Consider the following 22949-nt stretch of genomic DNA (forward strand, 5'->3'; position numbering starts at 1 on the left):
GCTTAGGGCAGGAGACAGCAGTGGCGCAGCCCAATCTTCCAGAGGGTTTCGACTTCACCGACCCGGACATCTACGCAGAGCGCATCCCGTACCAGGAGTTCGCCGAACTGCGGAAGACTGCCCCGATCTGGTGGAACCCGCAGCCGCCGGAGATCGGTGGCTTCCACGACGACGGCTACTGGGTCGTCAGCAAGCTCGAGGACGTCAAGGAGGTGTCGCGGCGCAGCGACGTCTTCTCCACACACGAGAACACCGCGATCGTGCGGTTCGCCGACGACATTCCGCGCGAGAACATCGAGATGCAGCGTTTCATCCTCATCAACAAGGACGCTCCCGAGCACACCAAGCTCCGCAAACTCGTCTCCCGCGGATTCACGCCCCGCGCGATCAACAGCCTGCGCGAAGAACTCACCGAGCGCGCCGAGAAGATCGTGAAGGAGGCCGCCGAATCGGGGGCCGGCGACTTCGTCACCCAGGTGGCGTGTGAGCTTCCGCTGCAGGCGATCGCCGAACTGCTCGGCGTGCCGCAGGAGGATCGCCTGAAGGTGTTCGACTGGTCGAACCAGATGACGGGCTACGACGACCCCGAACTGGACATCGACCCGCAGGCCGCGTCGATGGAGATCCTCGGCTACGCGTACCAGATGGCGGACGAGCGCAAGAAGTGCCCCGCCGACGACATCGTCACGACGCTGATCGAAGCGGACATCGATGGAAATGAGCTTTCTCCCGAGGAATTCGGTTTCTTCGTGATCCTGCTGGCGGTTGCCGGCAACGAGACCACGCGCAATGCGATCACACACGGCATGATGGCGTTCCTGGACCATCCCGATCAGTGGGAACTCTACAAGAAGGAGCGCCCCAAGACGGCGGCGGACGAGATCGTCCGGTGGGCGACCCCGGTCAACTCGTTCCAGCGCACCGCACTGGAAGACACCGAACTCGGCGGAGTGCAGATCAAGAAGGGGCAGCGAGTCGTAATGCTCTACGGCTCTGCGAATTTCGACGAGGACACGTTCGAGAACCCGGAGAAGTTCGACATCATGCGGGAGAACAACCCGCACGTCGGATTCGGTGGAACGGGCGCCCACTTCTGCCTCGGCGCCAACCTGGCGCGACTCGAGATCGACCTGATCTTCAACGCGATTGCGGATCACCTGCCCGATATCACCAAGCTGGGAGATCCGCGGCGGTTGCGCTCGGGCTGGCTCAACGGTATCAAGGAGTTTCAGGTCGATTACAAGACTGCGTCAGGCGGTTGCCCGGTCAGACACTGACCCCCCTGATTCAGCGGCGTCGGAGGGCACCCTCATCCTCTCCGACGCCGCTGTTCTCTTTCGGTCCGAGGAAGGGTGGGAGCAGGCCATGACTGTGCAGTCCACCATCCACGACCTGGGTGCCGTCTTCTCGGCGCCGGGAGACCCGACCGTCACCGCTGCCCTCGGCGCATTCCTCCGTCGCCTGGACTCCGCGCCTCGCCTCCTCGGGTTCGGCGAGCCCATGCACGGGGAGGAGAGTTTTCTGCGGCTCCGCAACCAGCTGTTCCGGTTCCTCGTCGAACACGAGGGCTATCGATCCATTGCGATCGAAAGCAGTTGCTTGAAGGGGATACTCGTCGACTCGTTCGTGAGGGGTAGGGACCGCCTGCCGCTCGACGACGTCATGGAGCACGGCTTCAGCCACGGCTTCGGTGAGTCCCGGGCGAACCGCGATCTGATCCTGTGGATGGCCGAATACAACCGTCGACGCGAACCGGACGAGCAACTCCGATTCTTCGGATTCGACGGCCCCATCGAGATGACGTCCGCGGACAGCCCGAGGCAGGCCCTGACCTTCCTCGACACCTACCTGCGGACCCACCTCGACGATCAGGATCTGCCGTGCACTCCGGACAGGATCTCCGCACTGATCGGCGACGACGACCGCTGGAGCAATCCGGAAGTCGCCATGGACCCGACCCAGGCCGTCGGTGCCACGCCCGGGGCCGTCGAGTTGCGTCTCATCGCCGACGACCTGATGACGCTGCTGGCGTCACAGGCGCCTCGCCTCGTGGCCGAAGGCACGCGAGACGAATTGTGGGAGGCCGAGCTTCACGGTCGCGTCGCCGCCCGCCTGCTCAGCTATCACGCAGGAATGGCAGAGAACTCTCCACGCCGCATCGCCCGGCTGCTGGGAATCCGCGACACCCTCATGGCGGACAACCTGTCCGCGCTCGTGCAGAGGGAAGCCGATCGAGGCCCGACGTTCGTCTTCGCTCACAACGGCCATCTGTCGAAAGGCGAAACCCACTGGGATCTCGCCGGACTGCATCTGCACTGGTGGTGCGCCGGTGCCCACCTGGGCCTGCGGCTCGGCGATGCGTACACGGTCATCGGTGGGGCCGTCGGGGAGGCGCCCGGCCACGGCATCGGGACGCCGCCACCCGACACCGTCGAGGGCCGGCTCTTCGCCGTGGGGGAAAGCTGTCTCGTACCTGCCGCGCCGGTGGTCCGCAGGATCGGAGACGTGGAGAAGCGTGCCGATCCGTCGGGCAACTCCACGTACTTCCCGCTGGACCCCGCCGGCCTCGGCGACCTCGACGCGATCCTCTTCGTCCGGCACCTCGACGACGCCGACACGTAATTGGGGCCTTCAGGCCTTCCGCAGTGTCTTCATCGCCCGCTCTACCTCCCAGAAGGCCCGCAGGGACGTGATCTTGCCGTCCTCGTTCACGCGGTAGATGAACACGCCCTCGGCGTCGATCCGAGATCCCGCCACCGTGGACCGGATGGTCCCGATGTTCACGTTCTCGTTCCCGCACACCAGTGAATCGGCGATGAGGAACTCGAGCGATTCGGTGGTCGCGATCGTCATGTCGTAGAACCGCGAGATCGCGTCGAGGCCGCGGTGACCCTTGCCTTCGGGGTCGAAACCCGAAGGGCCGACGGGGTCTTCGACAACCGCGTCCTCGGCGAACAGGGCCAGCCACTCGTCCTTGCGCCTACCGCTGGCCGCCTCGCGGGAAGCCTGCCCGGCGAGGCGGGCGGGATGGTCGGTCGTCGTCATGTCCACACCCCTATCCGATGTACTGGTCGGCGAACTTGCGCAACGATTCCTGCTTGGCCTCGAGTGGTCCGTCGAAGCCGATGCCGTCGAAAACCCACGGGACGACGATCGTGTCGGTCACTCCGGCATCCGCCAATTCGGCGTAGCCGTCCTTGCCGAAACGGTCGATGCACACGGTCTGGATCTCATAGGGCAGATCGGCTCGGCCGTATTCCTCCCGGAGTTCCCGCAATCGCGCGATTACCTGAACGAGATCGTCGAACTTGATCATCGCGGACGTCCAGCCGTCGCCCACCCGGGCGGCGCGTCGTAGCGCGACGTCGGTGTGTCCGCCGACGTAGAACGGCACCGGCTTCGTCGGCGCCGGGCTCATCTGCAGGCGGTCGAAGTCGAAGAACTCGCCGTGGTACTCGACCATGCCGCCGCCGAGGATCAGCTTGATGACATCGATCATCTCGTCGACGCGCGCACCGCGCTTCTTGTACGGCACGCCGCACCATTCGAATTCCTCGGGTGCCCAGCCGATCCCGACGCCGAACCCGAAACGGTTGCCGATGAGGTTGGCGACCGAACCCACCTGGCGGGCGAGGAGTACCGGGTTGCGGGAACCCAGCTTGAGGACCTGGGTGTAGAACTCGATCTTCGACGTCACCGCGCCCATGGCGGCCGCCGCGATCAGCGGATCCACCCACGGGGTTTCCTCGTTCCACATCCGCGAGCCGTCCGGGGTGTACGGGTAGTCGGCGCTCTGCTTCTCCATGAAGAACAGTGAGTCGGGAAGTGCGATGGACGCGAACCCACACTCCTCGGCTGTTTTCGCGAGAGCAGGCAGTTGGTCGAGGGGATTCATGGCGATGCCGACGGTGAACTTCATGGTGATGCCCGCTCCTAATTGTTCGGCCGGTCGGAACCGACCACCCACATCGAGAAGTACTGCGAACCGCCGCCGTAGGCGTGGCCGAGTGCCTTGCGTGCGTCCTTCACCTGATGGTCGCCGGCGCGGTGCATCACCTGCATCGCCGACTCGGCGAACCGGATCATGCCCGAGGCGCCGATGGGATTGGACGACAGGACGCCGCCGGACGCGTTGAGCGGAAGCCGGCCGCCGATGGCCGTCTCGCCGGCCTCGGTCAGCTTCCAGCCCTCGCCCTCGGAGACGAACCCCAGATTCTCGAGCCACATCGGTTCGAACCAGGAGAAGGGGACGTAGATTTCCGCCACGTCGATCTCGTCGAGCGGATCCTTGATGCCCGCGGCCTTCCACAGTGCGGCCGCGGCGTCCCGGCCGGCCTGCGGATTCACCTGGTCGCGTCCCGCGAACGTGGTGGGCTCGGTGCGCATCGCGGTGGCGTGGATCCAGGCCACCTCACGACCGTCCGCCGTGACCTGCTCGGCCGCCTCCTCGTTGCCGATCACCATCGCGCAGGCGCCGTCCGAGGACGGACACGTCTCGTCGTAGCGGATGGGATCCCACAGCATCTGCGAGGCCTGCACGGATTCGAGCGTGATGTCGGGTTGCTTGAGGTGGGCGTACGGGTTGAGGCTGCCGTTCAGCCGGTCCTTCACCGCCACCATCGCACCGATGTGATCGGGTGCGCCCGACCGCCGGATGTACGAGCGGACGTGCGGCGCGAAGTATCCGCCCGCGCCCGCGCCGACCGGCATGTGGAACGGAATGGGGGTGGACAGCGCCCACATGGCGTTCGATTCGGACTGCTTCTCCCATGCCACCGTCAGTACCCGCTTGTGCACCCCCGACTTCACGAGGCTCGACGCCACCACCGCGGTCGAGCCCCCGACGGAGCCTGCGGTGTGTACGCGCAGGAGTGGTTTGCCGTTGGCGCCCAGCGCATCCGACATCGCGAGCTCCGGCATCATCGAGCCCTCGAAGAGGTCGGGGGCCTTCCCGATCACGACCGCGTCGATGTCGTCCCAACCCACCCGGGCGTCTTCCATCGCGCGGTCGATCGCCTCGCGAACCAGCCCCGCCATGGACACGTCGTGCCGCTTCGCCACGTAGTGCGTCTGACCGGTGCCGAGCACCGCGGCCAATTGATTCGCCATCAGTTGCGTCCCTCCAAGACTGCGACCAGATTCTGTTGCAGCACAGCGCCACTCGTGGCGTGCGCCAGCGTGCGCCCGGCGTTGCCGTCCATGATGGCCTTGGCTGCGTAACCTATCCGTTCCAGACCCGCCGCGAACATCGGGTTCCCGCTCAGCGGGCCGCCCGACGGGTTGATCGCCGTCGCATCGGACAGTCCGATGGCCTCGCGGAGGATCAGTTCCTGATGGGTGAACGGTCCGTGCAGTTCGGCCACGTCGATTCCGCCGACGTCCCCTCCGGTGGCGGCGCGGGCGGAAGCCGTCGTCGACGGCGAGACCGTCAGGTCGCGGGCGCCGAAGTTCGGGGAATCGATCCGATGCTCGATTCCGGTGATCCACGCAGGCCGCTCGCACAGCTCACGGGCACGATCGCCGGCGGCGAGCACGACAGCGGCCGCGCCGTCCGTGATCGGTGCGCAGTCGTGGGCGCGCAACGGGTCCGCGACGAACGGGCTGGCGAGCAGCGTGTTGATGTCGACGTGCCCCGACAGCTGGGTGTTCGGATTGCTCTCGGCGGCGGCCCGGCTGCGCGCGGCCACGGCCGCCATCTCCTCGGCCGTCCACTTGCCGGCGTCGAGTCCGAGGCGGGCCTGCAGTCCGGCGAGCGACACGGAGTCGAGCGCGAGCGGGGTGACGAGGTAAGGGTCTAGTTGCATCGACAGGATCTTGCGGAGGTTGCCCGCCGACGACTTCCCGAAGCCGTAGACGAGGGCGGTGTCGACCTCGCCGGTCATGATCTTGATCCAGGCCTCGTAGAACGCCCACGCCGCATCCATCTCGACGTGCGACTCGTTGATCGGCGGCACCGCGCCGATCGAGTCGACCGCGGAGATGAAGGAGAACGAACGGCCGGCCAGGTAGTCAGACGACCCCGAACACCAGAAACCGATGTCGGACTTGGTGATTCCGAGTTCCTCGTACAGCTGCTGGAAGCAGGGAACGAGCATCTCGACGCCGTTGGTGGTGCCGGTGGTCTCGCGCACGTGAGGTGCGTGCGCGAACCCGACGACTGCGATATCTGTCATTGTGCCGCGCCCTTACAGGTGGTGTTTGTAGGTGTCGTACTCGGCGTCGGGCTCACCCGTCGGCCTGAAGTACTCGATGTTCTCGAGGGTGTAGCCCCACTCCTCGCGCGGCTTCCATTTGGCCTCCACGCGCATGCCCATCCGCACGTCGGCGGCGTCGCAGTCGAGGATCAGGTGCAGGAACGCGATGTCCGCGCCGTCGAGGAGCACGTAGGCGGCGACGTACGGAGGCTTGATCCGCTGTCCGAGGAAGGGGACGTTCACGATGCAGAAGGTGGTGACGATGCCCCTGTCCGGCAGTTCCACCTGCTCCTTCGTCGGGATGCCGTCGGTGGGGTTGGCGCTGCGCGGCGGGATGTACACCTTGCCGTCCGGTCCGGTGCGGCCGCCGATCAGCTTGCCCGCCTTCAGCCCTCGGAGGTAGTAGCTCTCCTCGGCGGAGGCGGAGTGCATGTAGTCGAGATCGATCGGCGTCGTGACCATCGTGACCGGTTCGGACTCCGCGGACGGTTCGGGTTCGCCGGTCGACTCCCCGGGCTCGAAGCACACGATGTCCTGGATGCGCCCGACCCGCTCCTGCGCCCACCGTGCCCGGACCCGCATACCGGTGCTCATTCCGGCGGGGGAGCCGACGTCCACGGCGTGCACCAGTGACGTGTCGGCGCCGTCCAGCTTGATCAGCGCCCACGCGAAGGGGGTGGTGAGTGGCTGTCCGGCAATCGGTTCCGGCATCCACGTCCAGCTCACCACGGTCCCGGCGTCCGAGACTCCGACGAAGTCGGTGAGAGGTTCGGCGGTGTTCGGATCGAATTCGGGCGGTGGCACGTAGACGCGTCCGTCCGAGCCGCGGGCGCCGATGACCTTGCGGTCGCGCAGTGCGGTCACGAAGGCTCCGATGGTCGGACCCACCGATCGGGTGTAGTCGAATTGAAGTTTCAGCGGGGCGCTCAACGGTTCGTTCGAGAATTTTTCGGCCACCGCGCTCTTTCCCATGCTCACAACTTCGAGTAGAACAGGTTCTAGTGTTTGTGGCAAGGGTCACTTCTGACGACGGTCGATGCGGAGGCACACGATGAAGCTCGGGTTGCAACTGGGATACTGGGGCGCACAGCCGCCGGCGGATGTCCCGGAGTTGATCGCCGCGGCCGAAGCCGAGGGATTCGACGCCGTCTTCGCCGCCGAATCCTGGGGTTCCGACGCGTTCACCCCCCTCGCCTGGTGGGGTTCGAGCACCGAACGCGTCCGCCTGGGCACGTCCGTCGTACAGATCTCCGCGCGCACGCCCACCAGCACCGCCATGCACGCACTCACCCTCGACCACCTCAGCGGCGGCCGGGCGATCCTCGGGCTCGGCGTGTCCGGGCCGCAGGTCGTCGAGGGGTGGTACGGGCAGCCGTTCACGAAGCCGCTCGCCCGCACCCGCGAATACGTCTCCATCATCCGGAAAGTCCTGTCGCGGGAGGAACACGTCACGAGCGACGGCCCGCACTTCCCGCTGCCCTACACCGGGCCCGGCAGCACCGGTCTCGGGAAACCGCTCAAGCCCATCACCCACCCGTTGCGTGCCGACATCCCCATCTGGCTCGGCGCCGAAGGTCCGAAGAACGTCGCGCTCACCGCCGAGATCGCCGACGGCTGGCTCGCCATCTACTACTCGCCCCGCCTCGCACCCATGTACAACGAATGGCTCGACGAGGGCTTCGCCCGCCCCGGCGCCCATCGCAGCCGCGAAGACTTCGAGGTCGCGGCCACCTGTCAGGTGATCGTCACCGACGACCGCGCCGCCGCCATCGCCGGCCTCAAACCGATCACCGCCCTGTACGTCGGCGGCATGGGCGCACCCGAACTCAACTTCCACGCCCAGGTTTACACCCGCATGGGCTACGGCGAACAGGTCGAGGAAATCGGGCGCCTCTTCCGCGCAGGCCGCAAGGACCAAGCCGCCGCCGTCGTCCCCGACGAGATGGTCACCGAGACCATGATCATCGGCAACGTCGACGAAGTCCGCGCCGACGTCAAACACTGGGCCGACGCCGGCGTCACCATGCTCCTCGTCTCCTGCCGCGACGCGGACCACGTCCGCGAACTGTCCGCGGCGGTCCTCGGCTGACCTCCCGGCCGGGCGAATGTACCTTTCGGCGCACCTGAGGCGTTGAACGGCGCATTTACCCGGGCGCTCTGAGCATCCTGACCTCCGGCCGGGGGCGGGACGACGCCAGCTGGTAGTGCGACCGGAGGTCGGCGATCACGCGGTCGGGGTCGTCGCGGACGGCGCTCGGCAGCGTCGGCAGCACGATGATGCCGTGGTTTTGCATCCGGGTGCGGCGCTCGACTGTCGATTTGTACGCCTTCGGTGCCAGATGCCAGTCGAGGGAGTCGATGTCCCAGGCGAATGCGACGTCGTCGATCCATCCGTCCGGCATGGCGATGAACTGTCCGTCGGCGTCGACGATCTTGCGGTTGAAAACCATTCGGGGCAGTCCGCTGCGCAGCCATAGTCTGCGCGCTTCGGCCTCGGACACCGAGTGGACGTCGGCACTCACTTCGCGCAGCACTGTCCGAGGGAGTGCTGCACCCCGGCCGCTACCCGAGTCCAACTCCGCGATCAGCTCGGCAACGCTCACCTCGCCTCGCTGGATCACCTCGGCGACGAGGGATCGAGTGCTGTCCAGGGTGCGGCACCGTCGTGCCGCGTCGAGCAACGCGCGTGGAAGCGGGGCGCAGGGAAGCCCGTTGCGTGTCACCGGCACGGGCAACCGCGTCGTACGTTCGACGAGGACGAAGCCCGTGGACTGCACGCGCCGGTGCGTGGCGATCAGAACGTGGGCGTCGCCGGAGTACGACGTTCCGTAGCCGTATTCGTGCAGCGCTGCTCGCCCGGTGAGGACTGCGTTCTCGCCGCTGAGCACGATCGCGGCCACGGCACGCTGACGCGCGGTCGGGTGGCCGTTGCCGAGCATCACGACACCCGGAAGGATGCGTTGCCACGGCCCGCCCGGACGGCATCGAGCGTCGATCGCCGAATTCGATACCCCCCACTGCCTCAACTCGGCGGTGCGGATGATTCCGGATCGGCTCACTCCGTACAGGTCTTCGAGGCGATGCCCCCACTCTCCCCGTCGCATGGAGTCGATGATGACGCACTCGCTGTCGGCGGCAGGTGTGGTCGCCAGGCGATTTGGTGAGGTCTGTGGATAACTTGGGGCTGTGGATAACCCTCACATCCTGGGCGAATGTACCTCTCGCCGCCTCAGATGCGCCGAAAGGTACATTCGCCCGGGATTTGTGCACCCGGGGTCAGCGGCCCTCGAATTTCGGCGCGCGCTTTTCGGAGAAGGCGCGGGGGCCTTCCTTCGCGTCGGCGCTCTTGAAGACCTCGGTGCCGAGGGCGGCGTCGATCTGGAATGCCTCTTCCTCGTGCATGCCTTCGGTGTCGCGGATGGTCTTCAGGATCGCCTGGACGGCGAGGGGGCCGTTGGCGGAGATGAGGTCGGCGAGTTCGAGGGCCTTGTCGAGGGCCTGACCGTCGGGGACGACGTGCCCGATGAGGCCGATCTCCTTGGCCTCGGGGGCCTTGATATGACGTCCGGTCAGCAGGATGTCGGCGGCGACGGTGTACGGAATCTGCCGGACGAGGCGCACGGCGGAGCCGCCGAGGGGGAAGAGTCCCCATTTGGCTTCGGAGACACCGAATTTGGCACTCTCTCCGGCGACGCGGATGTCGGTGCCCTGGAGGATCTCGGTGCCGCCGGCGATGGCGGGACCCTCGACTGCGGCGATGAGGGGCTTGGTGAGGCGCCGTCCCTTCAGGAGTGCCTCGATCTTGGACAGGTCCCAGCCGCCACCGGAGAACGAGTCGCCGGGGTGCTGTGACGTCATGGCCTTGAGGTCGGCGCCCGCGCAGAATGAGCCGCCTGCGCCGGTGAGGATGGCGACCCGGATGTCCGGGTCGGAGTCGACCTGATCCCACGCGTCCCGCATGATCGCCATCATTTCGCCGGACAGCGCGTTCTTCGCCTCGGGGCGGTTCATCGTCACGATCAGGACGTGCCCGCGCTTCTCCACGAGGCAGTGCGGCGACTGTGCCGAAATGTCGGATTTCTCGGTCGTTGTAGAGGACACTGAAGTCTCCCGAAGGGTGTGTGAGCTGGCTCTCAAATTAGGTCTTGCCAGAAACGGTAACACGTTCTACTTTGTTGACGTGGCCCTTAATATCGCAGACCTCGTAGAGCACGCAATCGACCTCGTTCCGGACCGCGTCGCGTTGGTGTCCGACGACCGGGAAGTGACGTACGCGCAGATGGAGGAGAGGGCCAATCGCCTCGGCCACTACCTGCGCGAACAGGGTGTCCAGCCCGGCGACAAAGTGGGCATCTACTGCCGGAACACCATCGAGGCCATCGAGGCCATGGTGGCGGTCTTCAAGATCCGTGCCGTGATGGTGAACGTCAACTACCGGTACATCGAGAACGAGTTGCAATACATCTTCGACAATTCGGACATGGTCGCGCTCGTTCACGAGCGCCGCTACTCCGACAAGGTGGCGAACGTGCTCCCCGAGACGCCGCTCCTGAAGACCACCGTCGTGGTCGAGGACGGCACCGATCTCGACTACGAGGGCACCGAATACGAGGCCGCACTGGCGCAGGGTTCCCCCGACCGCGACTTCGGCGAGCGCAGCAACGACGACTTGTACATGCTCTACACCGGTGGCACCACCGGCAAACCCAAGGGCGTCATGTGGCGTCACGAGGACGTCTGGCGGGTTCTCGGCGGCGGCATCAACTTCATGACCGGTGAATACGTCGAGGACGAGTGGGACCTCGCGAAGCTGGGCGCCGAGAGCCCCGGCATGACCCGCTTCCCGATCCCGCCGATGATCCACGGCGGCAGCCAGTGGGCGGTGTTCCAGAGTCTGTTCGGCGGCGGAAAGTGCGTGATGCACCCCGAATTCGACGGCCACGACGTGTGGCGGATCGTCGATCAGCACAAGGTCAACCTCATCTTCATCACCGGTGACGCGATGGCGCGACCGATGCTCGACGCGCTGGTGGAGGGCGACAAGGCGAGCGGCGAACCCTACGACCTGTCGTCGCTGTTCCTGATGGCGAGTTCGGCGGCGCTGTTCTCGCCCAGCATCAAGGAGAAGTACCTCGAACTGCTGCCCAACCGGATGATCACCGATTCGATCGGTTCGTCCGAGACCGGTTTCGGCGGCCTGAGCGTGGTCGCGAAGGGCGACTCGCACGGCGGCGGCCCGACGGTCAAGATCGACGCGTCCACGTCCGTCCTCGGCGAGGACGGCAACCCGGTGGAGCCCGGCTCCGGCGTGATCGGCATCCTGGCGCGCAAGGGGCACATCCCGATCGGCTACTACAAGGACGAAGAGAAGACCAAGGCCACGTTCAAGGAGATCAACGGCATCCGCTACTCCATCCCCGGCGATTTCGCGCAGGTGGAGGCGGACGGCACGGTGACGATGCTCGGCCGCGGCTCGGTGTCCATCAACAGCGGCGGCGAGAAGATCTTCCCCGAGGAGGTCGAGGGCGCGCTCAAGTCGCATCCCGACGTCTTCGACGCCATCGTGGTCGGTATCCCCGACGAACGCTTCGGCCAGCGGGTCGCCGCCGTCATCCAGGCCCGCGGCGGGGCGCGTCCGAGCCTGCACGAGATCGCCGACGCGGCACGCAAGGAGATTGCGGGATACAAGGTTCCGCGCAGCCTCTGGTTCGTCGACGAGATCAAGCGCTCGCCGGCAGGAAAGCCCGACTACCGCTGGGCCAAGGAACAGACCGAGACCCGTCCGGCCGACGATCACAACGGCAACGGTTCGCCCGAAAGCAAAGGCGCGTAAATGCACACCAGTCTGAGCGAGAAGTTCGGCATCGAGTACCCGGTCTTCGGGTTCACCCCCTCCGAACACGTGGCCGCGGCGATCTCCCGGGCCGGTGGCCTGGGTGTGCTGGGCTGCGTCCGGTTCAACGACCCCGAGGAGCTCGAGGCCGTCCTGTCGTGGATGGACGAGAACACCGACGGCAAGCCGTACGGCGTCGACATCGTGATGCCCGCCAAGGTTCCCACCGAGGGCACGTCGGTGGACCTCGAGTCGCTGATCCCCGCCGAACACCGCGCGTTCGTCGACCGGACCCTGGCCGAGCTGGGGGTGCCGCCATTGGATTCGGGTGCCGAACACGCGACCGGCGTGCTCGGCTGGCTGCACTCGGTGGCGCGCTCGCATGTGGACGTGGCCCTGAATCATCGAATTGCGTTGATCGCCAACGCTCTCGGTTCACCGCCGAAGGATGTCATCGACCAGGCCCACGAGAAGGGCGTTCCGGTGGCCGCGCTGGCCGGCGCCGTCGAGCACGCGCGCAGGCACGTCGCGAACGGTGTCGACATCGTCATCGCGCAGGGGTACGAGGCCGGTGGGCACACCGGTGAGATCGCGTCGATGGTGCTGGTTCCCGAGATCGTCGATGCCATCGGTGATTCCGCCGCGGTCCTCGCGGCCGGTGGTATCGGCAGCGGACGTCAGGTCGCCGCTGCGCTGTCGCTGGGGGCGGCGGGGGTGTGGATGGGGTCGTACTGGCTCACCACCTCCGAGTACAAACTCGGCAGCGCGTCGTCCGAGGGGCCGTCCGCGATCCAGCGCGCCCTGCTCGGTGCGACGTCCGCCGACACGGTGCGGTCCCGGATCTACTCGGGCAAGCCCGCGCGCCTGCTCAAGACCAAGTGGACCGACGCCTGGTCGAAGCCGGACGCGCCGGCACCGCTACCGATGCCGTTGCAGAATCTGCTGGTCAGCGAGGCGCATCAGCGGATCGCCGCGTCGGAGAACCCGGATGTCGTCGCGATGCCGGTGGGGCAGATCGTCGGCCGGATGAACGAGATCCGTCCGGTGGCCGAGGTGATGGACGAACTCGTCAAGGGCTTCGATTCGGCGGTGTCCCGCCTCGACAGCTTCCGGTAGCCGATGTGAGTGGCAAAGTATGCGTCAGCACACTTTGCCACTCACCTGGGGGAGTAGCCGGAACCTTCGCGGACCCACACCGGGTCGGTGCACTCGGCGGCCTCGGCGCTCAACACGCGGGTGAGGACCTTGAACGTGGCGGTCCGCGGGAACTCGGCACACACCCGGATCAGGCTCGGGCGCTGCTTCGGACCCAGATCGGACTGCGCGTCGAGGAAGCTCGTGAAGGCCGCGGGATCGAAGTCACGCGTCGGGACGACGGCCGCCATCACCCGATCCCCGGTTTCGGGATCGGGCACCGCGTACACCGACACCTGGGCGAAGCCGTCGTACCGCATCAGGATGCGTTCGATGGGCGCCGAACCGATGTTCTCGCCGTCGACGCGCAACCATCCGGAACTGCGCCCCGCGAAGTACACGAACCCGTCGGCGTCCCGGTATGCGAGGTCGCCGCTCCAGTACTTGCCGTCGCGGATCCGCTCGGCGTCGGCCTCGGGATTGTTGTAGTAGCCCGCGAACGCACCCGACCCCGCGACGTTGACGAGTTCACCGGTCGCGGCCTCGGCATTGAGCACCCGGCCGGCGGAATCGAATTCGGCCGGGGGACAGGGATCGCCGGTCTCGGGGTCGAGGATCGCGATGCCCTCGGGGAGCTTGCCCAGGGAGCCTGCCGGCGTCCCGGGGCTGGTGGAGATGGCGACGCCGCCCTCGGTGGAGCCGAATCCGTCGACCACCGCGGTGCCGAAGCGGCGCGCGAAGGCTGCGACCGCGGGCGCGGACCCCTCGTTGCCGTACATCACCCTCAACGTGTTGTCGGCGTCGTCGGGCATCTCGGGGGTCGCCAGCACATACGACAGCGGCTTTCCGACGTAGTTGGCGTACGTGACGCCGAACTTCCGCACATCGGACAGGAAACTCGACGCGGAGAACTTGCGCCGCAGCGCAATCGAGCTGTGTCCCGCGAGCGCCACGGACCATGCCGCCATCATGGCGTTGGAATGGAACATGGGCATCGACATGTAGACGACGTCGTCCGGCGTCAGCCCGAAGCGTTCGGCGAGCATGATTCCGGGTCCGGTGATCTTCGCGTGGGTGCAGCGCACCGCCTTCGGATCGCCGCTCGTGCCCGACGTGAAGATGAGCATGAACAGGTCGTCGGCTGCGGCCGGCCTGGGTGTGAATTCGGGGCGCTCCTCGGCGAGCAGCGCGGACCATGCCGGTGAATCCACGTCGACGACGGGAACGCGAGGGTCGAGACCGTCCAGCAGTGCGGACTGCCCGGAGTCGGTGAAGACCACCTGGCAGTCGGCCAGCGCGATGTCGCGGGCCAGCGCCGCCCCGCGTCGAGTGGTGTTGAGCCCCACGAGCACGGCGCCGGACAGCGCGGCCGCCCCGGCGAGGAGCGAGAACTCGGGGACGTTGTCCATCAGGACACCGAAGTGCCGGGGACGCCGTGCATCGAGCAGATCTTCGAAGATCGCGGCGCGCCGCAGGCTCGCCCGCACGTGTTCGGACCACGACAGGAACCGGTCCTCGAAGTACAGGCCCTGGGCGTCGGATTCTGCGACGCCCAGGAGCAGGTCCGATACCGTGCGCGCGAGCGTGGCGGTCATGCCGGGACGGTGGCCAGTTCGGCGCCGAGGATCCGCAGCTGCTGCGTGGCCGAGCCGAGCCGGAACTCGAGTGCCTTGGCGGCGAGGAAGTACCGGTGCACGGGGTGGTCCTCGTCGAGTCCGACGCCACCGTGGACGTGGACGAGGGTATGGGCCACCCGGTGTCCGGCGTCGGACGCCCAGAAGTTGGCGGTCTGGATGTCGCCCTCGCTGGGCAGGCCTTCGCTGAGCCGCCACGCCGCCTGCCACAGCGTGAGCCGGACGCCCTTCACGTCGATGTAGCCGTCGGCGAGTCGCTGGGCCACGGCCTGGAAACTGCCGATGGGCCGACCGAACTGCACCCGCTCGCGGGCGTAGGCCGCGGTGAGTTTCAGGGCTTCGTCGAGGACGCCGTACTGGTATGCGCAGGCGCCGAGCGAGCCGCGCTCGACGAGCCAGTCCACGATTTCGCCGCCCTGGTCGAGGGCGCCGAGCACGCGGTCCTCGGTCAGCGACACTCCGTGGAGGGTCACCTCTCCGGTGCTGGCCAGGTCGACGGTCTGCTGGCGGGTGACGGTCACTCCGGCGTCGTCGGGGCGGACGAGGAAGACGGCAACACCGTCCGGGGTCGTTGCCGGGACCAGGAAGAGGTCGGCGGACGGCGCCGCGTCGACCACGATCTTGGTGCCGTCGAGGGTCCAGCCGCCCGCGCCGCGTTCGGCACGGGTGACGGGCGCACCCGGAGTGTCGTTGAGTTCCTCGTCGAGGGCGGCGGTGAGGATCTTCTCTCCACTCGCTGCCGGAGTGCCCCAGTCGGAACGCTGCCGTTCGGTTCCGAACTTCGCGATGGCCCCTGCCGCCATCACGATCGACGATAGATAGGGCACCGGCGCGACGGCGCGGCCCAGTTCGACGAGGATGCTGCACTGCTCGAGGACACCGAATCCGTCGCCGCCCACCGACTCCGGCAGCGCGGCGCTCAGGACGCCGGACGACGCGAGTGCGGACCACAGCCGGCGATCGAGGCGGTCCTCCGCGTTGTCGAGTTCGCGCAGCCGGTCGTTGGTGACGAGGTCCGAGACGATTCCTCGGGTGAGCCCGGCCAGATCCTGCTGAGCCTCGGTGGGGGTGAAGTCCATTGTCGTAGTCCTAACGCTTCGCTGGGGGCAGGCCGAGGGCGGTCATGGCGATGATGTCGCGCTGCACCTCGTTGGTTCCGCCGCCGAACGTGAGGATCAGCGACGACCGGTGCATCCGTTCGAGTCGCCCGCGCAGCAGGACCCCGGGGGAGTTCTGCCGCAGCGTGGCCGAAGGTCCGAGGATCTCCATCAGCAGCCGGTACGCCTCCGTGGCGAACTCCGTGCCGTAGACCTTGTTGGCGGACGCCGCCTCCGGGCCCGGCGCGTGGTCGGTGGACGAGGCGATCTCCCAGTTCATCAACTTGAGGTACTCGGCTTTGGCGTGGACCCGGGCCAGATTGATCTGCACCCATTCCTGGTCGATGACGCGGCGGCCGTCCGGCAACTTTGTGTTCTGCGCCCATTCGCGCACTTCACGCTGGGCGGTGAGGACCGGCCCGGCGGATGTCAGGGCGACGCGCTCGTGGTTGAGCTGATTGGTGATCAGTGCCCAGCCGCCGTGTTCGGGGCCGACCAGCGCGGACGACGGAACCCGCACGTCCTGGTAGTAAGTGGCGCTCGTGTCCGGACCCGCCATCGTGTGGACGGGGGTGTACGAGAAGCCTTCGGCGGTGGTCGGGACGATCAGCATGCTGATGCCCTTGTGCTTCTTGGCTTCGGGATCGGTGCGGCACGCCAACCACACGTAATCGGCGTACGCGATCAGGCTCGTCCACATCTTCTGGCCGTTGATGACGTAGTCGTCGCCGTCCTTGACGGCGGTGGTCCGGAGGCTGGCGAGGTCGGTGCCCGCTTCGGGCTCGGAGTAGCCGATGGAGAAGTGGAGTTCGCCGGCCGAGATCTTGGGCAGGAAGAACGCCTTCTGCTCGGGGGTGCCGAAGTGCATGATCGTCGGCGCCACCGAGTTGATGGTGAGGAAGGGGACCGGGGCGCCGGCGATGGCGGCCTCGTCCGTGAAGATCAGCTGCTCCATGGCCGACCGTTCCTGGCCGCCGTACTCCTTGGGCCACCCGAGTGTCAGCCAGCCGTCCTTGCCCATCTGGGCGACGACGTCGCGGTAGACGTTGCCCTCGCCGTATTCGCCGGTGGTGGCGGCCAGTGCCTCTCGACGCTCCGGCGTCATCAGCTTCGCGAAGTACGCGCGCAGCTCTTCCCGCAGCTGTTGCTGCTGCGGTGTGTAAGTGATGTGCATCGAAGTACCTCTCCAGTCCGAGAGCGGAATCAGCTGAAATCTGGCACAGGTTCCAGTCTCTGCGGTGCATTCGCGGAGTCGGCCCCGGCCGACCCCGGAGCGTGCCCGGTAGGCGTGCTCGCAGTCGTGGAACGAATCATTGCACACGACTGGAACAGGTTCTAGTGTTATCGCAGGAACGGAGTGCGCCGCAGCCCGGCGGCACCCGGATCCGCGAGTGACGAGACGAGGAGAAGTGAGGGTTGCCATGGAGGTCAGAGTCGATTTCGACCGTTGCGAGGCCAATGGTGTGTGCGTGGGGATCGCACCCGACATCTTCGAGCTCGACGACGACGATCAGCTGCACATTTCGAGTGCAGTTCCTCCCGCTGACCGGGAGGAGGACGTGCGTACGGCGATCGCCCAGTGTCCGAGGGCTGCGCTCTCCGAGCATCCTTGAGGATTGTTGCCCGGAATGAGAACACGTTCTACAGTGACGTCGACCTACCGCCGTGTCGTGGTTCGCGACCTGCGGCGAGTGCACAGAACCAGGAGAGCGTGTTCATGAATGCTGTGGCTGACCGCGATGTGAACGTGGACGGCATGGTCGCCGTCGTGACCGGCGCCGGATCCGGACTCGGGAAGTACGAGGCGATCGCGCTGGCCCGCGCGGGTGCGTCCGTCGTCGTCAACGACCTGGTTGCGAACGACGCCGTGGAGGCCACGCTCGAGGAGATCCGGGGCCTGGGTGCGAAGGTCGAGTTCGTGGCAGGCGACATCGGGGAACGGTCCACCGCCGACGCGATCATGGACGCGGCGCAAAGCCGGCTCGGCAGCCTCGACATCCTGGTGAACAATGCGGGCATCACGCGGGATCGCATGCTGTTCAACATGTCCGACGAGGACTGGGACCTGGTGCTGAAGGTTCATCTGCGCGGCCACTTCCTGCTGTGCCGCGCAGCCGCGGCGTACTGGCGGGGCAAGTCGAAGGAGGCTGGTGCGCCGGTGTACGGGCGCATCGTCAACACCTCGTCCGAGGCAGGACTGCTCGGCCCCGAGGGGCAGGCGAACTACGGCGCCGCCAAAGCAGGAATCACGGCGCTCACGCTGTCGGCGGCCCGTGGGCTGTCCCGGTACGGCGTCCGAGCCAACGCGATCTGCCCTCGCGCCCGCACGTCGATGACGGAGAACGTCTTCGGAGAGGCGCCGGCCGAGGGGGTCGACCCGTTGTCGCCCGAGCACGTGGCCGCGCTGGTCGCCTACCTCGCATCGCCCGCCGCCGACTCCGTGAACGGTCAGGTCTTCGTCGTCTACGGCCCGATGGTGGCATTGATGGCGGCACCGGTCGTGGAGCGGCGTTTCGACGCCGTGGACGGTCGGTGGACACCCGGTGCGCTCGCGGCGGAACTCGGGAACTACTTCGGGGATCGGGATCCTGCCGCCATGTTCTCGGCCTCCGCGGCGCTACGCGAACTGGGCTGATCTGCGTCTCCGGGGCCGAAGAGCCGACACGAAGGTTGTTTCCGTATCGTTTCCGCAGGTAATGCGCCCGCGATGGGCGATACTGAAGACAACTGAAGAGCGGCGGAACGGGGGTCGGGTGACCGTGGTGGGGTGTTCGAGAGGTGTGCCGGATATGACTAGATCGTGTTCTAGTTCTGCTGCCGTCGAGCAGTTCGATCGAGCCTGCCCATCCGGCCCGGAAGCTCCCGGTGCCGACCTCCGTGCACGGTCGTCGAGAACTGGGGCCGGCAACGATTCCGGAGTTCGTCGGAGCGCGGTCACCTTCGCTCAAAGTGCTTGTGCTATAACATCTTAGGTCCGCGACTCGGATTTCCGCACGGCGCGAATTGCCGAGTCCGATCGGACGGAGACACGCCCGGCTTTTCGGTTGAATTCGGCCCTCGGGGCGTGCTGAATGTGGGACGATTCATGCTGATGAGGGACCACCTTTGACAGGTGAACACGTTCTAGTTAATATGACCTGAGTCACAGACCGTCGGGGGGCTGGGCTCGAACTGACAGTCGGTGCTGGGCGAGATCATGGACGAGGAGGACGGATGGTAGACCTCCTCGAGGTGCCGTTGCGTGCGGTCGGCGGGTTCTTCTCGATGTCGGGCGAAACGTTGAGGGCAGTCTTTTCGAGGCCCTTCCAGCGTCGCGAGTTCGTCGACCAGGCGTGGTTCGTCGCCCGGGTCTCGATGGTGCCCACCGTGCTGGTGGCCATCCCGTTCACGGTGCTGGTGAGCTTCACGATCAACATCCTCCTCCGTGAGATCGGCGCCGCCGACCTCAGTGGCGCCGGCGCCGCTCTCGGCACCGTGACCCAGGTCGGTCCCATCGTCACCGTGCTCATCGTGGCGGGTGCAGGCGCCACCGCCATCTGCGCAGACCTCTCCGCCCGCACCATCCGTGAAGAGATCGACGCGATGCGGGTACTGGGCATCAATCCGATCCACCGCCTGGTCGTGCCACGAGTGCTGGCGTCGACCGTCGTGGCGCTCCTGCTCAACGGGTTGGTCTGCACCATCGGCATCCTCGGCGGCTTCGTCTTCTCGGTCTACATCCAGGACGTCAACCCGGGTGCGTTCGTCAACGGCATCACCCTGCTCACCGGATTCGGGGAGCTCGTGATCTCGGAAGTCAAAGCCGGTCTGTTCGGCATGATCGCCGGCCTCGTCGCCGCCTACCTCGGCCTGAACGTCAGGGGTGGCGCGAAGAGCGTCGGTGACGCCGTCAACCAGACCGTCGTGTTCTCGTTCATGGCCCTGTTCGTGGTCAACGTTCTCGTCACCGCCGTCGGCATCAAGCTGACGGCAGGGTGATCGACATGGTGGTGGAGTAGATGGCACTAGCGGCGGCCGGGCGCTTTCCCCGAACTCGCAAACGGTTCGCGTCGGCGTCCCGCTCGATCGACCGGCTCGGTGAGCAGGCGCTGTTCTTCGCGCGTGCCATCGGATGGGCGCCCCGCGCCCTGATGCACTACCCGAAGGAGACGCTGCGGCTCATCGCCGAGATCAGCATGGGCACGGGTGCTCTCGCCGTGATCGGCGGAACGGTCGTCATCGTCGGCTTCCTGACCCTGTTCACCGGCGGCACCATCGCGGTGCAGGGCTACAGCTCGCTCGGCAACATCGGCGTCGAAGCCCTCACCGGCTTCTTCGCGGCCTTCATCAACGTGCGTATCGCGGCGCCGGTCATCGCGGGCATCGGGCTGGCGGCCACCATCGGCGCCGGCTCCACCGCCCAGCTCGGCGCCATGCGCGTCTCGGAGGAGATCGACGCGCTCGAGACGATGGCGATCCCGTCGATCCCATACCTGGTCAGCACACGTGTGATGGCGGGGATGATCGCCATCATCCCGCTGTACGCCCTGGCGGTGATCGCGTCGTTCATGGCCAGCCGGTTCGCGACGGTGGTGCTGTACGACCAGTCGTCCGGCGTGTACGACCACTACTTCTCGACGTTCCTGATACCCACGGACATCCTGTGGTCGTTCGCCCAGGCCATCGTCATGGCGATCGCGATCATGCTCATCCACACCTACTACGGTTTCAACGCCTCGGGCGGTCCGGTCGGCGTCGGTGTGGCAGTCGGCAACGCGGTGCGCTCCTCGCTGATCGCCGTCGTCACCGTCACCCTGCTCATCTCGCTCGCCATCTACGGCGGGTCCGGCAACTTCAACCTTTCGGGATAGGAGTGCCGGTAGATGACTGATTCGGGTGGGAAGAAGAAGCTCGCGGCACTCGTCCTCGTCGTGAGTCTTCTCGCGATCATCGGTGTGTCACTGGCCATGTTCAACGGAACCTTCAGCGAGTCCACGCCCGTCACCGTCACGTCGGATCGCTCCGGGCTGGTGATGGAACCCGACGCCAAGGTCAAGCTCCTCGGCGTCGAGGTCGGCCGCGTCGGCTCCATCGAACACGTGACGGACGGCGCCGAGCTGAAACTGGCGATGTATCCCGACATGATGTCGCTGATACCCTCCAACGCGACCGTGGAGATCAAGTCCACCACCGTGTTCGGCGCCAAGTACGTCAACTTCGTGATGCCGGAGAACCCGGCGTCCACCCATCTCCAGCCGGGGGCGGTCATCGCGTCCGACAACGTCACCGTCGAGTTCAACACGGTCTTCCAGCACCTGTCCGACGTACTGACTCAGGTGCAGCCGGAGAAGCTCAACGCCACGCTCGGTGCCATCTCCTCGGCGCTGCGCGGACGCGGCGAAGAACTCGGCGCCCTGCTCGAGCAGAGCGACAGCTACCTGGCGAAGATGAATCCGAGTCTGCCTCAGCTGCAGGAAGATCTGGCGAAGGCCGCGCAGGTCACCGACGTGTACGCCGACACCGCACCGGACCTGCTGCGGGTGCTCGACAACGCGACGGCCACCAGCGCCACCGTCGTCGACGAACAGGACAACCTGGATGCCGTGCTGCTCAACGTCACGGGGCTGGCCGACACGGCGAACACGGTGCTGACCGAGAACGAGCAGAACCTGAACTCCTCCCTCGACCTGCTGCTCCCGACGACGGATCTGCTCGCCGAGTACTCGCCCGAGATCTCCTGCTTCATCGTCGGCCTGAACAACGTGATCCCCCTCGCCGAACAGCTCATCGGCGGCAATCAGCCGGGTATCGCGCTGAGCGCCAGCTTCATGTACGGGCAGGAGCCGTACACCTATCCGAAGGACCTGCCGAAAGTGAACGCGACAGGTGGGCCGAACTGCCACGGTCTTCCCAACCCTGATCTCAGCAAGCATGCGAACTTCGTCGTGGCCGACACCGGAACGGTGCCGTTCGTGCCGTCGACGGAAGTCCAGGTGCACCTGCCCAAGGTGTTCCAGCTGCTGTTCGCGGGTGTGTACCCCGGGCAGGGTGGGCAGTGACTGTGCGAGCGACCACGGTCAAACTGCTGATCTTCGCGACGGTGATGTCGGTGATCTTCGCCGGACTCGCCCTGGTGTTCAGCCAGTACCGGTTCAGCAGTTCCGACGGCTACCACGCCACGTTCACCGACGTGTCCGGGCTCAAGCCCGGCGACAAGGTGCGCATCGCCGGCGTTCCCGTCGGCGCCGTCGAGAAGGTGAGCATCGACGACGACAATCTTGCCGACGTCGATTTCACCGTCGACACCAAGTACTCGCTGTTCGACGGGACCAAGGCCACGGTGCGGTACGAGAATCTCGTCGGCGACCGGTACATGGAACTTCTCGAAGGTGCCGGATCGGTGGAACCCCTGCCGGACGGTGGATCCATCCCCGTCGAGAACACCTCTCCCGCACTCGATCTCGACCTCCTGCTGGGTGGGTTCAAACCGTTGCTGCGGGCACTGGACCCGCAGCAGGTCAACGACCTGTCGCAGGCCCTCGTCCAGGTGTTCCAGGGGCAGGGCGGAACGCTCGTCTCACTCCTCGGCAGCACGAGTTCGTTCACGAACACCCTGGCCGACCGGGACCAGTTGATCGGCGAGGTGATCACGAACCTCAACCAGGTCCTCGGCACCATCAACGACCGCGGCGACCAGTTCCGGTCGACGCTCGACCAGTTGCAGCAGTTGGTCAGCGGGCTCTCCCAGGACCGCGATCAGATCGGTGACGCCATTCCCCGCATCGCGGGGGCGACGGGGGATCTCGCGAGTCTGCTCGAAGGTGTGCGGCCGCCGTTGCAGAGCACGATCGCCGAGGCCAACCGCACTGCAACTCAGCTCCAGGCGGGGGAGGACGACCTCGACTGGGTGCTCCAGAATCTGCCCGACGCCTACCGGAGGCTCATCCGCATCGGCACGTACGGCAGCTTCTTCCAGATGTACGTCTGCACGGTCAAGTTCAAGTTCTCCGGCCCGGACGGATCGGATCTGCTCCTCAATATGCCGGGCGGTCAGACGGCAGGGAGGTGTGCACCGTAG

Annotated in this window: 21 protein-coding genes; 11 read left to right on the plus strand and 10 right to left on the minus strand. The window is 66.3% G+C overall.

Annotation, left to right across the window (positions count from 1 at the left end):
• The first annotated feature begins 20 nt into the window (after positions 1-20).
• Both CJ177_RS26110 and CJ177_RS26115 read left to right on the plus strand, forming a co-directional pair.
• Positions 21-1277: a cytochrome P450 gene (locus CJ177_RS26110; protein ID WP_095868970.1), complete on the plus strand. Its 1257-nt coding sequence runs from the start codon at positions 21-23 to the stop codon at positions 1275-1277.
• An 88-nt stretch (positions 1278-1365) separates the two neighbouring features.
• On the plus strand, positions 1366-2622 hold the full coding sequence (locus CJ177_RS26115) for an erythromycin esterase family protein (RefSeq protein WP_095868971.1): 1257 nt from the start codon (positions 1366-1368) through the stop codon (positions 2620-2622).
• A gap of 9 nt (positions 2623-2631) precedes the next feature.
• Here the strand turns inward: CJ177_RS26115 and CJ177_RS26120 are convergent, their stop codons facing one another.
• Genes CJ177_RS26120 through CJ177_RS26140 form a run of 5 tightly spaced genes read right to left on the minus strand, consistent with a single transcriptional unit; the run spans position 2632 to position 7166 of the window.
• Complete coding sequence (locus tag CJ177_RS26120) at positions 2632-3045, minus strand: nuclear transport factor 2 family protein (RefSeq protein ID WP_005244565.1); 414 nt, start codon at positions 3043-3045, stop codon at positions 2632-2634.
• A gap of 10 nt (positions 3046-3055) precedes the next feature.
• Positions 3056-3919, minus strand: coding sequence for a TIGR03619 family F420-dependent LLM class oxidoreductase (locus CJ177_RS26125; RefSeq protein WP_095868972.1), 864 nt, complete (start codon positions 3917-3919; stop codon positions 3056-3058).
• Positions 3920-3933: 14 nt separating this feature from the next.
• Positions 3934-5109: a thiolase domain-containing protein gene (locus tag CJ177_RS26130; RefSeq protein ID WP_009477750.1), complete on the minus strand. Its 1176-nt coding sequence runs from the start codon at positions 5107-5109 to the stop codon at positions 3934-3936.
• On the minus strand, positions 5109-6173 hold the full coding sequence (locus CJ177_RS26135) for a thiolase domain-containing protein (protein WP_095868973.1): 1065 nt from the start codon (positions 6171-6173) through the stop codon (positions 5109-5111). Before CJ177_RS26135 ends, CJ177_RS26130 begins: the two co-directional genes overlap by 1 nt.
• Positions 6174-6185: 12 nt before the next feature.
• Complete coding sequence (locus tag CJ177_RS26140; RefSeq protein WP_037179935.1) at positions 6186-7166, minus strand: Zn-ribbon domain-containing OB-fold protein; 981 nt, start codon at positions 7164-7166, stop codon at positions 6186-6188.
• Between the two features lie 79 nt (positions 7167-7245).
• Here CJ177_RS26140 and CJ177_RS26145 point away from each other — a divergent pair, with 79 nt between their 5' ends.
• Complete coding sequence (locus tag CJ177_RS26145; RefSeq protein WP_095868974.1) at positions 7246-8283, plus strand: LLM class F420-dependent oxidoreductase; 1038 nt, start codon at positions 7246-7248, stop codon at positions 8281-8283.
• A gap of 55 nt (positions 8284-8338) precedes the next feature.
• Here the strand turns inward: CJ177_RS26145 and CJ177_RS26150 are convergent, their stop codons facing one another.
• Positions 8339-9298, minus strand: coding sequence for a hypothetical protein (locus CJ177_RS26150; RefSeq protein ID WP_061042262.1), 960 nt, complete (start codon positions 9296-9298; stop codon positions 8339-8341).
• Positions 9299-9470: 172 nt separating this feature from the next.
• Positions 9471-10295, minus strand: a complete 825-nt coding sequence (locus CJ177_RS26155; protein WP_095868975.1) for a crotonase/enoyl-CoA hydratase family protein — start codon at positions 10293-10295, stop codon at positions 9471-9473.
• A 79-nt stretch (positions 10296-10374) separates the two neighbouring features.
• On the opposite strand from CJ177_RS26155, the gene CJ177_RS26160 reads away from it, so the two are divergent.
• A complete protein-coding gene (locus CJ177_RS26160) occupies positions 10375-12027 on the plus strand; it encodes an acyl-CoA synthetase (RefSeq protein WP_095868976.1) in 1653 nt (550 codons plus the stop codon).
• The gene (locus CJ177_RS26165) at positions 12028-13143 is read left to right on the plus strand and encodes a nitronate monooxygenase family protein (protein WP_005262901.1); all 1116 of its coding nucleotides are present in this window, start codon (positions 12028-12030) and stop codon (positions 13141-13143) included.
• Positions 13144-13184: 41 nt separating this feature from the next.
• Here the strand turns inward: CJ177_RS26165 and CJ177_RS26170 are convergent, their stop codons facing one another.
• The 3 genes from CJ177_RS26170 to CJ177_RS26180 are packed head-to-tail and all read right to left on the minus strand — an operon-like array spanning position 13185 to position 17066.
• On the minus strand, positions 13185-14756 hold the full coding sequence (locus CJ177_RS26170; protein ID WP_095868977.1) for a long-chain-fatty-acid--CoA ligase: 1572 nt from the start codon (positions 14754-14756) through the stop codon (positions 13185-13187).
• Complete coding sequence (locus tag CJ177_RS26175) at positions 14753-15874, minus strand: acyl-CoA dehydrogenase family protein (RefSeq protein WP_005244553.1); 1122 nt, start codon at positions 15872-15874, stop codon at positions 14753-14755. The genes CJ177_RS26170 and CJ177_RS26175 overlap by 4 nt, the downstream gene beginning before the upstream one ends.
• A 10-nt stretch (positions 15875-15884) precedes the next feature.
• A complete protein-coding gene (locus CJ177_RS26180; RefSeq protein ID WP_005244551.1) occupies positions 15885-17066 on the minus strand; it encodes an acyl-CoA dehydrogenase family protein in 1182 nt (393 codons plus the stop codon).
• Between the two features lie 247 nt (positions 17067-17313).
• Between CJ177_RS26180 and CJ177_RS26185 the strand changes: the two genes are divergently transcribed.
• The 6 genes from CJ177_RS26185 (at position 17314) to CJ177_RS26210 (ending at position 22949) form a co-directional block, all read left to right on the plus strand.
• Entirely contained in the window at positions 17314-17505 is a 192-nt protein-coding gene (locus tag CJ177_RS26185) for a ferredoxin (protein WP_005244549.1), read from the plus strand.
• A gap of 104 nt (positions 17506-17609) precedes the next feature.
• Positions 17610-18527, plus strand: coding sequence for a 3-oxoacyl-ACP reductase (locus tag CJ177_RS26190; protein ID WP_095869233.1), 918 nt, complete (start codon positions 17610-17612; stop codon positions 18525-18527).
• Between the two features lie 578 nt (positions 18528-19105).
• Positions 19106-19870, plus strand: a complete 765-nt coding sequence (locus CJ177_RS26195) for an ABC transporter permease (protein ID WP_005262890.1) — start codon at positions 19106-19108, stop codon at positions 19868-19870.
• A gap of 20 nt (positions 19871-19890) precedes the next feature.
• A complete protein-coding gene (locus CJ177_RS26200; protein WP_005244538.1) occupies positions 19891-20742 on the plus strand; it encodes an ABC transporter permease in 852 nt (283 codons plus the stop codon).
• 12 nt (positions 20743-20754) lie between these two features.
• Positions 20755-21930, plus strand: a complete 1176-nt coding sequence (locus tag CJ177_RS26205; protein ID WP_005244537.1) for an MCE family protein — start codon at positions 20755-20757, stop codon at positions 21928-21930.
• A complete protein-coding gene (locus CJ177_RS26210; protein ID WP_025431831.1) occupies positions 21927-22949 on the plus strand; it encodes an MCE family protein in 1023 nt (340 codons plus the stop codon). Before CJ177_RS26205 ends, CJ177_RS26210 begins: the two co-directional genes overlap by 4 nt.

This window comes from Rhodococcus sp. ACPA1, assembly GCF_002300195.1.
In the GTDB taxonomy this organism is placed as follows: Bacteria; Actinomycetota; Actinomycetes; order Mycobacteriales; family Mycobacteriaceae; genus Rhodococcus_F; species Rhodococcus_F opacus.

What these genes read in the sequence shown, in the direction of transcription:
- CJ177_RS26140 (WP_037179935.1), bottom strand. Translation starts at nt 7,166, where the DNA reads ATGGGAAAGAGCGCGGTGGCCGAAAAATTCTCGAACGAACCGTTGAGC.
- CJ177_RS26125 (WP_095868972.1), bottom strand. Translation starts at nt 3,919, where the DNA reads ATGAAGTTCACCGTCGGCATCGCCATGAATCCCCTCGACCAACTGCCT.
- CJ177_RS26165 (WP_005262901.1), top strand. Translation starts at nt 12,028, where the DNA reads ATGCACACCAGTCTGAGCGAGAAGTTCGGCATCGAGTACCCGGTCTTC.
- CJ177_RS26135 (WP_095868973.1), bottom strand. Translation starts at nt 6,173, where the DNA reads ATGACAGATATCGCAGTCGTCGGGTTCGCGCACGCACCTCACGTGCGC.
- CJ177_RS26120 (WP_005244565.1), bottom strand. Translation starts at nt 3,045, where the DNA reads ATGACGACGACCGACCATCCCGCCCGCCTCGCCGGGCAGGCTTCCCGC.
- CJ177_RS26185 (WP_005244549.1), top strand. Translation starts at nt 17,314, where the DNA reads ATGGAGGTCAGAGTCGATTTCGACCGTTGCGAGGCCAATGGTGTGTGC.
- CJ177_RS26195 (WP_005262890.1), top strand. Translation starts at nt 19,106, where the DNA reads ATGGTAGACCTCCTCGAGGTGCCGTTGCGTGCGGTCGGCGGGTTCTTC.
- CJ177_RS26175 (WP_005244553.1), bottom strand. Translation starts at nt 15,874, where the DNA reads ATGGACTTCACCCCCACCGAGGCTCAGCAGGATCTGGCCGGGCTCACC.
- CJ177_RS26130 (WP_009477750.1), bottom strand. Translation starts at nt 5,109, where the DNA reads ATGGCGAATCAATTGGCCGCGGTGCTCGGCACCGGTCAGACGCACTAC.
- CJ177_RS26180 (WP_005244551.1), bottom strand. Translation starts at nt 17,066, where the DNA reads ATGCACATCACTTACACACCGCAGCAGCAACAGCTGCGGGAAGAGCTG.
- CJ177_RS26190 (WP_095869233.1), top strand. Translation starts at nt 17,610, where the DNA reads ATGAATGCTGTGGCTGACCGCGATGTGAACGTGGACGGCATGGTCGCC.
- CJ177_RS26205 (WP_005244537.1), top strand. Translation starts at nt 20,755, where the DNA reads ATGACTGATTCGGGTGGGAAGAAGAAGCTCGCGGCACTCGTCCTCGTC.
- CJ177_RS26200 (WP_005244538.1), top strand. Translation starts at nt 19,891, where the DNA reads ATGGCACTAGCGGCGGCCGGGCGCTTTCCCCGAACTCGCAAACGGTTC.
- CJ177_RS26170 (WP_095868977.1), bottom strand. Translation starts at nt 14,756, where the DNA reads ATGACCGCCACGCTCGCGCGCACGGTATCGGACCTGCTCCTGGGCGTC.
- CJ177_RS26145 (WP_095868974.1), top strand. Translation starts at nt 7,246, where the DNA reads ATGAAGCTCGGGTTGCAACTGGGATACTGGGGCGCACAGCCGCCGGCG.
- CJ177_RS26150 (WP_061042262.1), bottom strand. Translation starts at nt 9,298, where the DNA reads ATGCGACGGGGAGAGTGGGGGCATCGCCTCGAAGACCTGTACGGAGTG.
- CJ177_RS26115 (WP_095868971.1), top strand. Translation starts at nt 1,366, where the DNA reads ATGACTGTGCAGTCCACCATCCACGACCTGGGTGCCGTCTTCTCGGCG.